7 protein-coding genes are annotated in these 11,654 nt (G+C 71.8%); 2 read left to right on the top strand and 5 right to left on the bottom strand.

The genetic code is table 11. The features are described 5' to 3' along the window. Positions 1–6: 6 nt before the first annotated feature. From Dsi01nite_RS49740 to Dsi01nite_RS49725, 4 genes are read right to left on the bottom strand one after another with little or no spacing between them, the layout of a single operon-like run. The gene (locus Dsi01nite_RS49740; RefSeq protein WP_203853509.1) at positions 7–357 is read right to left on the bottom strand and encodes a YciI family protein; all 351 of its coding nucleotides are present in this window, start codon (positions 355–357) and stop codon (positions 7–9) included. A 26-nt stretch (positions 358–383) separates the two neighbouring features. Continuing rightward, entirely contained in the window at positions 384–2,948 is a 2,565-nt protein-coding gene (pepN, locus tag Dsi01nite_RS49735; RefSeq protein ID WP_203853508.1) for an aminopeptidase N, read from the bottom strand. Positions 2,949–2,958: 10 nt separating this feature from the next. After that, entirely contained in the window at positions 2,959–4,293 is a 1,335-nt protein-coding gene (locus Dsi01nite_RS49730) for an MFS transporter (RefSeq protein ID WP_239136948.1), read from the bottom strand. 33 nt (positions 4,294–4,326) lie between these two features. Continuing rightward, entirely contained in the window at positions 4,327–7,131 is a 2,805-nt protein-coding gene (locus tag Dsi01nite_RS49725) for an AbfB domain-containing protein (protein ID WP_203853507.1), read from the bottom strand. A gap of 247 nt (positions 7,132–7,378) precedes the next feature. On the opposite strand from Dsi01nite_RS49725, the gene Dsi01nite_RS49720 reads away from it, so the two are divergent. Continuing rightward, a complete protein-coding gene (locus tag Dsi01nite_RS49720; RefSeq protein WP_203853506.1) occupies positions 7,379–8,728 on the top strand; it encodes an FAD-dependent monooxygenase in 1,350 nt (449 codons plus the stop codon). 190 nt (positions 8,729–8,918) lie between these two features. On the opposite strand, the gene Dsi01nite_RS49715 is transcribed toward Dsi01nite_RS49720, so the two are convergent. Then, positions 8,919–10,379: a multicopper oxidase family protein gene (locus tag Dsi01nite_RS49715; RefSeq protein WP_203853505.1), complete on the bottom strand. Its 1,461-nt coding sequence runs from the start codon at positions 10,377–10,379 to the stop codon at positions 8,919–8,921. A 126-nt stretch (positions 10,380–10,505) separates the two neighbouring features. On the opposite strand from Dsi01nite_RS49715, the gene Dsi01nite_RS49710 reads away from it, so the two are divergent. Beyond that, a complete protein-coding gene (locus tag Dsi01nite_RS49710; RefSeq protein WP_203853504.1) occupies positions 10,506–11,177 on the top strand; it encodes a permease prefix domain 1-containing protein in 672 nt (223 codons plus the stop codon). The last annotated feature ends 477 nt before the right edge of the window (positions 11,178–11,654 follow it).

The following is an 11,654-nucleotide window of genomic DNA, read 5'->3' as shown; positions in this document are numbered from 1 at the left end:
TAACCCTCAGCCGTGCTCGCCGACCCTGCGGACCTCGACCTCGACCTCGTCGAACAGCGCGGCGAAGCGCTGGCCCCACTCGACGGCCTCGGCGTGGTCGCGGACCTGCACGATCGCGAACCCGCCGATGACCTCCTTGGCCTCGGCGAACGGCCCGTCGACGACGGTCTGCTGGCCGTTCTTCACGGTGATCGTGGCCGCGCCCGCGGAGCTCGGCAGCAGCCCCTCGGCGGCGAGCAGCACGCCCGCCTTGTTGACCTCGGTCATGAACTCGCCCATCCGGCCCAGGAACTCCGGGGTCGGCGACCACTGGGTCGGGTCGGCGTCGTTGAGCTTGTGCATCAGCATGTACCGCATCGCGAATCTCCCGTTTGTAGGTGCTGTCACCAACGCGTCGAACGGTGCCGGCCGGCTTCGACATGATGCTGGAAATAGCTCAGCTCGTCCGCCGCGTCCCCGATCTCGCGGCGCAGGACCGGGTCGAGCCCCTCCCGCGCCAGCAGTTCCCCGGCGAGTCGCAGCGATCGGCCGGAGTACCGGGGGAAAGCCTGCCGCACCAGCAGCATCGCGAACAACTGGTAGCGGCCGGCCACCATGGCGGGCGCGTCGGCGAAGAACCGCTCGACGTAAGGGTCGGTGAGGGCCTCCTGGCCGGGCTGCCAGAAGCCGGCGGCGGCCGCGAGGGCGGTCCTGGGCCGCTCGTCGCGCACGATCCGCTCCCAGGCGTCGGCCTTGGCCGCGGCGTCGGGGCGGGCGGCGCGGCACGTGGCGGCGTGCAGGGCACCGCCGGTGCTCGGGTCGCGGCGCTCCTCGGCGGCGATGTCGGCCTCACCGGCGCCGCCGAGCGCGACCAGCCGGCCCAGCACCTGCCACCGCAACTCCTGCGTCACGACCAGCCCGGGCGGGCCGGCCGTGACGTGGGTCAGCACGTCGTCGGCATGGTCGTGCCCGCCGTGCCCAGTGTGCCCAGGGTGCCCTGGGTGGCCGGCGTGCCCGGTTTCGGCGGCCGGGGCGTCGGTGAGCACGTTGACCGGGTCGTCCGCGAGCCAGTCCGCGAGCACCGCGACCTGGGCCGGCCCCGCGACGGTGATCAGCGCCGTGGCGAGGGCGAACTGCCGCCCGCTGCGCGGTTTCGCCGCCGACAGCCCGGCGCCGCAGATGGCGGCGAGCGGGCCGAAGGGCACCAGCCCGCGCCCGGCCAGGCTGTCCCGGGCGAACGCGAGGACCTCGACCAGCACGCTGGTCTCCGCCTCACCCGCCAGGGCGGCCTCCAGCAGCGCCAGGAACTCCTCCGGCGGCAGCTCGCCGTCGTGGGTCGCGTCCATCGCCGCCGTCCACAGCTGCGCCCTGGCGAGCGGGTCGGTGACCGCGGGCAGGACCGACGGCAGCGCGGCGCGGCTCGCGGCGTCGAGGCGCACCTTGGCGTAGGTGTCGTCGCCGTCGTTGAGCAGCAGGACCGCCCCGGCGGGCGGGTCCCCCGGCAGGTCGGCCGCGGCCCCGTCGAGGGTGACGGCGCCGCGGTGGACCACGGTGCCGGCCCGGTCGTACGCCGCGACCCGGAACCGGTGCGGGCGCAACGGCTCCCCGTGCTGCTCGACCCGCCCGGCGACGGGGCGCAGCGTGTTGACGCCGGTGGTCCGCAGCCACAGGTCCGCCCAACCGGTGAGATCCGTGCCGGACACCTCACCGAGCACGGCGAGGAAGTCGGCGAGGGCGGCGTTGCCGAAGCGGAACCGCTCGAAGTAGACGCGCAGCCCGGCGAGGAACACGTCGTCACCGAGCAGCACCGAGAGCTGCCGCAGCGCCGCGGCGCCCTTGGCGTAGGAGATGCCGTCGAAGTTCAGGAACGCCGCGGTGGTGTCGGCGACGTCGTCCGGCGCGACCGGATGGGTCGAGGGCCGCTGGTCGGCGAGCATGCCCCAGCGCTTGCGCCACACGACGAATCCGGCGGCGGCGGCCGGGTAGCGGCCGGTCTCGGCGGCCACCCGCCAGCCCATCAGCTCGGCGAACGCCTCGTTGAGCCAGATGTCGTCCCACCACCGCAGGGTGACCAGGTCGCCGAACCACATGTGCGCCATCTCGTGCGCCATGATCACGAAGCGGCGCTGCAGCTCGTAGTCCGGGGCGGCGGTCCGGAACAGCAGCTCCTCGCGGTAGTTCACCATGCCCGGGTTCTCCACCGCGCCGCCGGCGAAGTCGGGGACGAACGCCTGGTCGTACTTGCCGAAGGGGTACCGGATGCCGAACAGCTCGTGGTAGCGGTCGAAGCTTGCGGCCGTGGCGGCGAACAGCGCATCGGCGTCGCCGTCGAGCTGCGGCGCGAGGGACCGGCGGCACAGCAGGCCGAGCGGGATGCCGTCGTGTTCCGCGGTCCGGACGTGCCAGGGCCCGGCGAGCACGGTGAACAGGTACGGGGCGAGGGGCGGGGTCGGCTCGAAGGCCCAGTGCCCGTCGTGGGCCTCCCGCAGCGGCGCGTTGCCCCGCACCGTCCACTGTGGAGGAGCGGTGACGGTCAGGGTGATGGGCGCCTTCAGGTCGGGCTGATCGAAGCAGGCGAAGATGCGCTGCGCCTCGTCGAGGGGCGCCTGCCCGTAGAGATACGTCGCGCCGTCGGCGGGGTCGACGCTGCGGTGCAGCCCCTCACCCGCGGTGGAGTACGCCGCGGTGAACGTCACCTCGAGCCGGTTGGCGGCGAGCAGCCCGGCCAGCGGCAGGCGGTTGCCGTCGAGGGCGTCCGGGGCCAGCTGCCGCCCGTTGAGTGTGATGCGCTCGAGCCGGGCGTCCTTCACCTCGACGAATGTGGTGGCGCCGGGGTCGGTGCAGCGGAACTCGACGACGGTGCGGGACGTGAACGTCGACGGGTCGGTGACATCGAGGGCGACCTCGTAACGGTCCACCCGGAGCAGTCTGGCGCGGGCCTCGGCTTCGAAGCGGGTCAGGCTGGGCATGCCACCGAACCTACCCGGGCACCCCGGCCGGGTGCGGCGAGACGGGCGCGGCGGCCGTGACCCGGCCGGCGAGCAGCGCGCCCGCGACGGCCGGGAGCAGCGCGATCAGGAAGGCGGCCAGGTAGGCGACCGGCCCGGCGGTGACCAGCGCCGCGAACACCGACCCGCCGACCGCGAGGACCACGGTGGTCAGCAGCGAGTCGGCGACCGACAGCGCCGAGCTGTTGACGCCCTGCTCCCCCGGCGGGGACAGCTGCAGGACGAGCGCGGCGACCGTCGGGGACGCCAGGCCCATGCCGAACCCGGCGACGCACCAGCCGGCCACCACGACCGCGACGGGGACGGCGGGGGCGACGAGCGCGACCGCGGACAGCACCCCGAGGGCGATGCCGGACAGTCCGACCCGCAGCCGGGTGGCCGGGGTGAACCGCTGCCCCTGCCGGGCCTGGATCCAGGACCCGGTGGACCACAGCAGCGCCCCGGCGGTGAGGGTGAGCCCGGCGAGGGACGGGGTGAGGCCGCGCTCACGGGTGAGCAGCAGCGGGATGAACACGTCCGCCTGCATGAACGCGGCGCCCGCGAACCCGCGCACCAGGATGACGCTGGGCAGCCCGCGGCCGCCGGTGAACGTCCCCGCGGGCAGCAGCCGCGGCCCGCAGACCGCGACGACCACCAGCCCGGCGCCGATGGCCGCCAGGTGTCCGCTCTGCCCGCCCCAGTGCAGCAGAAGGACCCCACCGGCGACGCCGAACGCCCACGGCACGCGGCTGTTCGTCGGCGTTTCGGCGACACCGTCGATCGGACGCAGGTGGGGCTGGATCACCGCGGCGACCGGCAGGGTCGCGATGGCGATGAGCAGGAAGACCCAGCGCCAGCCGAGGTGCTCCACGATGAGCCCGGCGACGGCGGGACCGACGACGGCCGGCAGCACCCAGGCGGCGGAGAACGCGGAGAAGACCTTCGGGTGGGCGGCGGCGGGGTATGCGCGACCGACGACGACGTAGAGCGCGACCGTGATGAGCCCACCGCCGAAGCCCTGCACGAGCCGGCCGGCGATGAGCGTCCAGATGTCCGGGGCGAGGCCGGCGAGGAGCAGGCCGAGACTGAACAGCACGACCCCGACGAGGGTCGGGACGGCCGGGCCGCGGCGGTCGCACCAGGTGCCGGCGGCGACGGTCGCGACGATCCCGGTGGCGAACGGACCGCCGAACGCGAAGCCGTAGAGGGCGAGGCCGTCGAGGGCCTGCGCGACGGTCGGCATGGCCGCCGTCACGGCCACCGCCTCGAAGGCGACGAACGTGACGAGCGTGACCATGCCGACCGTGAGCGCGTTGCGTTTCTGCACGTGGATACCGTGCTACTTCAACAGCACTTCAGGTCAACCCAGCGGCGCCTCGACCACCCACGTGGTGTCCGCGACGTAGTTGGCCGGGTTGTCCGAGGGCCGGGCGCCGCCGTTGGAGGCGATCCAGAGCTCGGTGGCGTAATGCCGCAGGTACAGGTCCGGGAAGTTGTAGGACTGGAACCGCACCCCCGCCTTGGCGCAGAAGGTGGCGTCGGCGGCGAAGACCGCGGAGCCGTCGCTCGCCGCGAGCTTGATCCGGTAGTCGTTGTGGCGCAGGTACCGGCCGGGGAAGTTGCGCGACTCGAAGGAGTAGCAGGTGTTGTCGGCGAGTCCGGGCACGATGTCGAACGTGGCGTCCTGCCGGTCCAGGGTGGTGCTGATCTGGCTCAGGACGCCGAGGCTGGACTGGTGCCGCACGTACCGGTCGGTGAAGCCGGGCGTGGTGGCCCGCACCGAGTGGAAGCCCGCGGCGATCGTCACGTCGCTGCGGAACCAGGGGGTGCCGATCCGCCAGGTGGTGTCGGCGGCCCAGTTCGTGGCGCTGTCGTAGGCGTTCGTCCCGCCGTTGGCGGCGATCCAGACCTCCGAGTTGTAGTGCCGCAGGTAGCGGGTCGGGAAGTTGTACGACCGCAGCGAGATCCCCTCACCCGAGTTGCCGTCCGCCGCGCAGAAGGTGGCGTCCGCGGCGAACAGCGACGAGCCGTCGTTGGCCGCGAGCTTGACCCGGTAGGCCTGGTGCCGCAGGAACTGGCCGGGGAAGTTGCGCGACTCGAGGGAGTAGCAGGCCGCGCTGGCCAGGCCGGGCCGCAGCACGAAGGACGCGTCCAGCTTGTCGCTCGCGGAGCTGGCCGTGCCGATGACCGACGTGACCCCGAGGTTGCTCTGGTGGCGCAGGCTGCGGTCGGTGTACCCGGGAGTGGTGACCCGCAGCGAGACGCCCTGGTTGACCGGCAGGACCGGGGTGGCCCCGCCCGTGGTCGACAGCTGGATGACGGTGACGGAGTTGGCCGGGAAGTTGTGCGTGAAGCTCGCGCCGGCGCCGCGGGTCGTTGTCGTCGGCACGATCGCGGTCGGGCTGGTGATGGAGTTGCGGCCGTTCGGGTCGCCGGTGAGGGTCGTGACCGTCGCCGTGCCGCCGACGCTCGCCGCGCCGGTCACGTTCACCTGCGTGTCCACTGTGGATGCGGACCGGTTGACGACGGTGACGTACACGGCGCCGCCGGTGGTGCGGGTGGCGACCTGGGTGAGGCCCGTGCCGCCGCTGAGCGTGGTCGGGACCACGTGGTCGCCGACTCCTGTGCCGAACATCTTCTGCACGTAGTAGGACGGCGAGCCGAACGAGCTGACCGCGTTGAAGCCGATCAGGTTCGACGACCACTGCCAGTTGTCCACCGAGGTGAGCGCCGGCGCGTAGGCGCCGCCGATGACGAGGTCGGCGTTGCGCACCATGCCGGTCATGAACGCGGCCTCGGCGAGCGCGCCGGACAGCGTGCCGGTCGGGTTGCTCGAGGTGCCGTTGGTGACGCCGTACTCGCCGACGAGGACCTTCGGGCCGTTGCGGTCGGCGCCGTCGTAGCGGGTGGCGAGCGCGGCGAAGGCGTCGGGGTCGTTGTTGTAGTAGTGGTCGTCGATGACGTCCATCGGCCGGCTGGTGACCGCCCGGGTCGCGATGATCTGCAGCTGCGGGTAGCGGGCCTTGATGGCGTCGTAGAGCATCGGGTACCGGTAGGCGTTGTAGCTGTCCGTGCCGTCGAACCAGTCCTCGTTGCCGATCTCGACGTAGCGCAGCGGGAACGGCGCCGGGTGCCCGTCCGCGGCCCGCCGGGCACCCCACGTGGTGCCGGTGCCGCCGGTGACGTACTCGATCTCGTCGAGCGCCTCGTCGACGTACTGCTGCATCTCGTTCTGCGGGGTGACACTGCCGTTGAGCGTGTATCCGGCGAACACCCCGAGCATCGGCTCGGCGCCCGCCTGCTCGGCCATCTGCAGGTAGTTGAGCAGGCCGAACTGGTCGGTGGACCAGTAGCCCCAGGCGTCGTTCTGGTGACCGGGCCGCTGCTCGACCGGCCCGATGGTGTTCTTCCAGGCGAACCGGTTGGCGATGACGGCGCCCTCCAGGTAGTTGCCGCCCGGCACCCGGAAGAAGCCGGGATTGGTGTCGGTCATCAGCTGTTGCAGGTCCCGGCGCAGGTTGCCGGTCGGCTGGAAGGTGGGGCCGATCGCCTGCACGACGTTGAGCCAGACCTGCTGCCCGGCGCCGACGCCGTTGGCGGCGACGACGAACCGGTTGGCGCTCGACACGGGCGCGCCGGCGCCGGTGGTGAGCGTGGTGGTGAACTTCTGCCAGCCGGTGCCGAGGCCCGACACGCTCGACGTGGCGTGCACGGTGCCGCCGGTGCTCTCGATCGTGACCGTGAGCGGGCCGGTGAAGCCGGCGGTGGCCCGCGCCCAGAACGCGACCTGGTAGGTCGTCGACGGCCGGACCCCGATGCCGTAGAAGCCGCTGTTCGCGGCGCCGACCCGCTGACCGGCGCCGTTGGTGCCGACCGTGAGCCGCAGGGCGCGCTGGTTGGCGGCGTTGAGCGGGCCGGCGGTGTCCGCGGCGATGCCGCCGCTGCCCCCGCCGCCGGTGATCAGCGACCAGGAGGAGGGCGGATTGGCGTTGCCCTCCTTCATGGTGCTGTTGCGCACCACGTTGGCGTTCAGGCCACCCTCCATCGAGTGGTTGATGTCCTCGATGATGTGGCCGAACTGGTACGGCCCGACGGCGGTGGTGGTGTGTCCCGCGTCGACGGTGAGGGTGGCGGTAGCGGCGTGCGCCGGCGTGACGGACACCACCGCAGCCATCATTGTTAGCGCTAACACAACGGGCATGCGGAACTTGACCATACAAAGTCTCCTAGGAGCTGGCGGGCTCTTTTGCCAAGCCTCACCTTTAGCCCGGCATCCAGTCAAGTCCCTGGATGTTAGCGGTCACGTCCCGGGACGCATTTCATCGCCTGTTGACATGCACTCCCGACCGGGGTCAACATGTGTTGGCCAACAGTTGTTGACCTACGCTCGTTGACCTATCGAGGGAGATGCCATGAAGACCGTCGTCGTCGGTGCCGGGCCGACCGGACTGCTGCTCGCCGGCGACCTCGCCGCCGCGGGTGTCGAGGTGACCGTCCTGGAGCGCCGCACCACCGACTCCAACCTGACCAGGGCGTTCGGCGTGCACGCCCGCACCCTCGAACACCTCGACGCCCGCGGGCTCGCCGACGACCTGGTCGCGACCGGGACGCCGGTGGCCCGCCTGCGGCTGTTCAACCGCATCAAGGTGGACCTCGGGACGCTGCCGACCCGGTTCCCGTTCCTGCTGATCACCCCGCAGTACCACGTGGAGCGGCTCCTGGAGCGGCGCGCACTGGACCTGGGCGCCCGCATCGTGCGCGGCGCGACCGTCACCGGCGTCGAGCCGCACGCCGTGCTGGCCGGCACCTCCCATGAGGCGGACTTCATCGTGGGCGCCGACGGCGTGCACAGCGCGGTCCGCGAGGCGCTCGGCATGCCGTTCCCGGGCAAGGCCGTGCTGCGCTCGATCATGCTCGCCGACGTGCGGCTCACCGACGCGCCGTCCGACGTGCTCGCGGTGAACTCGGTCGGCGACGCGTTCGCGTTCGTCGCGCCGTTCGGCGACGGCTGGTTCCGGGTCTTCGCCTGGGACCGGCTCGCCCAGCAGCCGGACAGCGCGCCACTGTCCCTCGACGAGGTCCGCGAGGTGACCCGGCGGGCGCTCGGCACCGACTTCGGCATGAAGGAGGCGCGGTTCCTGTCGCGGTTCCACAGCGACGAGCGGCAGGTCCCGCGGTATCGCTCGGGCAACGTCTTCCTGGCCGGCGACGCCGCGCACGTGCACTCGCCGGCGGGCGGGCAGGGCATGAACACCGGCCTGCAGGACGCGGCGAACCTGGCCTGGAAGCTGGCCGCCGTCGCGCAGGGCTGGGCACCCTCTGGGCTGCTCGACTCGTACCAGACCGAACGCCACCCGGTCGGCGAACTGGTGCTGCGCAGCAGCGGCGGCCTGATCCGCCTGGCGATGCTGCACTCACGCTTCTCGCGGGCCGGTCGCGACCTGCTCGGCGGGGCGCTGCTGCACGTGCCGACGATCATGCGCAAGGCCGCCGGCACCGTGTCCGGCATCGGCATCGACTACCCCGGCGCGCCCCGGCAGCCGGATGCCCTGCTTTCGACGGGTTCGCGGGTGTACGAGCTGCTGCGGGCGGGGCGGCACGTGCTCCTTTCGCCCTCTCCTGTTTCTGGTTACGAGGACCGCTTGGTCCATGGGGTGAACGACCGTTTTGTCCTCGTCCGGCCGGATGGACACACCGCCTGGACGGGCACAGAGCGGGACCTTCCGGTCGCGCTGCGGCGCCATCTCGGCCCGCCCAGGTGATCCGCGACACCACGCTCTTGACATGGGAGCGGTGATCCATGTGTCATGCCGATCACAAAGCGGTTCTCGGCGGGTTGCCGCCGCCGTCCGGCCGTCATCACGGTCCGGATTGCGGCGCACACGGGGACGACGGATTCGCTTGCGAGACGTGCCGGGCCCCGCGCCGCCACGGGGGGCCCGGCACCTCGCTTCATCCGTGTCTGATGTTCGGCTTGTCGCCCGCCTTCTCCACCACCACGAACTGGCCCATCATGCCCTCGTCCTCGTGCCGCAGGACGTGGCAGTGGAACATGTACGCGGTCGTCGGGTCGGCGTAGTCGGCGAACCTGGCGATGATCTCGTAGCGCTTCCTCGGCTCCAGGAACAGCGTGTCCTTCCAGCTCCGGAACTCCGGCTTCCTTCCGTCCACGGATAGCACCTGGAACTGCACGTCGTGGATGTGGAAGCTGTGCGGCGTGCCGTGCCCGTTGGCGACGCTCCACACCTCGACGGTGTCCTTGACGACGACGGCGTCGACGCGGTCCATGTCCATCCGGTCGTCGTTGATCTCCCGCCCCTGGAACGTGAACGTCCGCCGCTGTGCTGCTTGGCTCGGGTCGAGCTTCTCGATGCTTGTCAGCGTCGGTGGCAACGTTTTCTGGGTGATTTGTCCGCCTGCTCGCAATTGGAGGACGTCGAACGCGTCCCGACCGCCCTGGAACCGGCCCAGGCCGGTGGGCGCGGTGCGCAGCTCGACCCGCTCACCGGGCCGCAGCGCCACGACGACCTCGGCCCGCTCCCCGACCGACAGCCGGACGCTGCTGGTGGCGTACGGCGCTTCCAGGAGGCCGCCGTCGGTGCCGACCAGCTGCATCGGCCGGCCGTCGGACATGGTGAAGTCGTAGACCCGCGCGGTGCTCGCATTGAGCAGCCGGAGCCGGACCAGGCTCGTGCGCACGTCCAGGAACGGCCCGGGCGTGCCGTTGACGAGGATCTCGTCGCCCAGGATGCCGACGTCGCTGAGGAACCGGTCGCTCATGCTCAGCTGCCCGCCGTCGAAGTTCTTGTCCTGCACGATGACCGGGATGTCGTCGACGCCGTACTCGTGTGGCAGGTCTTCTTCGTTTTCTTCGTTTTCGTCGATCAGAAACATTCCGGCGAGGCCCCGGTACACCTGACGTTCGGTGAGGTCGCTCGGGTGGGGGTGATACCAGAGCGTCGCCGCCGGCTGGTCCACCGTCCAGGCGGCCTGGTAGTCGCCGCCGACCGGGATCGGGTGGTGCGGCCCGCCGTCGACCTTCGCCGGCAGGTGCATGCCGTGCCAGTGCACGGTCGTCGGCTCGTTGAGCCGGTTGTGGACGTTGACCTTGACCTTCTGGCTTTTTTGGGCTCTGAGCGTCGGGCCGAGGTAGGCGCCGTTGTAGCCCCAGGTCCGGGTGCTCGCGCCGTGGCCGAGGTCGCTGTCGCCGGGCCCGGCGGTGAGGTCGAAGACCCGGGTGCCGTCCGCGTCGACCGTCGACTCGGCCAGCGGCGGGATCTTGAGCGGCCGGTCGAACGCCACCTTGCCGACGGTGTCGACGCCCCCACTGGTCAGAAGCCAGGTGACCGCCGCGACGCCGCCCCCGCAGAGCAGGAGCAGCACCCCGAGCCCACCGAGAAGCCACCTACGCACCGTCGTCCCCCTCCATAAGTAGCTCTGCTACATGTAGCTTGCCTGCTGTCGAGGGTTCTGACATTGGGGGTTGTCCCTGAGGTTTTCCCGGATCTGGTCCCGGCACTGCGAGGCGATACTGGGCGGGTGGTTATCGACACCTACGTGACCTCGCTCGGCGCCGCCCTGCGCGGTCCCCGCGCCGCGAAACGCGAGCTGCTGACCGAGGTGCGCGACAGCCTGCACGACGCCGCCGCGCACTACGAGTCCACCGGCCTGCCCGCCGCCGCCGCGGCGTCGCTGGCCGTGGACGAGTTCGGCTCCGTCCACGAGCTCGCCCCCGACTACCAGCGCGAGCTCGCCGTCTCCCAGGCCCGCCGCACCGCCCTCTTCGTCGCCGCCGCGGTCGCCGTCCAGCAGGCGATCTCCGAGTTCGCCTGGCGCTCCGCCGCCACCGGCTGGACCTGGCACCCCGGCAGCGGCTACCTCTTCCTGGCCCGCACCGTCGACTACGCCGGCTACACGGTGGTCGTGGTCGGCCTGCTCACCGCCCTGGCCTGCGGCGTCGGCAGCCGCTACGTCAACGCCGGCCGCACCTTCGTCCGCACCACGGGCATCGCCGCGATCGCCATCTGCGCCTTCTTCGTCCTCGGCGGCGCTGCCCTCTCCCTGCTCAGCCCCGCCTGGCACACCACCGCCACGAACACCTCCCCCTTGGCCCTGACCACCTCCGCCATCACGGCCGCCACCCCACTGTGGATGGTCCTGTCCGGCCTCCGCTGCCTACGCGCCGCCTCCCCCCGCCCAACCCTCTCCTGACCCCCACACCACCCACCCGCACTGCCTCTCACCGCCCCGCACCGCCCCGCACCGCACCGCCCCGCACCGCCCCGCCCGCGTTCTGCCCCGCGCTGCCCCGCACCGCACCGCACCGCCCACCCGCGTTCCGCCCGCCCGCGCTGCCCACCCCGCGCTGCGCGCTCGTGTCCGCCGCGGTGGTGGCGGTGGCCGGCCTGCACGCTTCGGCCGCGCCACCGTGGCGTCCTGTGGTCCACGTATGCGGTCGTGATGCCCCCTCCCGGCTGGACCGAAGTCGTCCCGTGCCCGTCGGGACCGCCGGTCCGCGACATCGATCTGTGCAGGGTCTTGTCCAGCGCGCGATGCCGCAACGAAGGGAATCCGGCAACGACCCCACGTGCCCGGCGCACGATCCGGCGCTGCCGAGGCCCGGATCAGCCTCTTCACCCACGTGTTCCTGGCCGGAAGTGGGCCTTCCTGGCAATCAAGGTCGCGGGC

Origin of the sequence: Dactylosporangium siamense (assembly GCF_016862795.1) — a bacterium.
Lineage (GTDB): Bacteria > Actinomycetota > Actinomycetes > Mycobacteriales > Micromonosporaceae > Dactylosporangium > Dactylosporangium siamense.
This window is presented reverse-complemented; position numbering and strand designations above follow the sequence as displayed.

What these genes read in the sequence shown, in the direction of transcription:
- pepN (WP_203853508.1), bottom strand. Translation starts at nt 2,948, where the DNA reads ATGCCCAGCCTGACCCGCTTCGAAGCCGAGGCCCGCGCCAGACTGCTC.
- Dsi01nite_RS49720 (WP_203853506.1), top strand. Translation starts at nt 7,379, where the DNA reads ATGAAGACCGTCGTCGTCGGTGCCGGGCCGACCGGACTGCTGCTCGCC.
- Dsi01nite_RS49740 (WP_203853509.1), bottom strand. Translation starts at nt 357, where the DNA reads ATGCGGTACATGCTGATGCACAAGCTCAACGACGCCGACCCGACCCAG.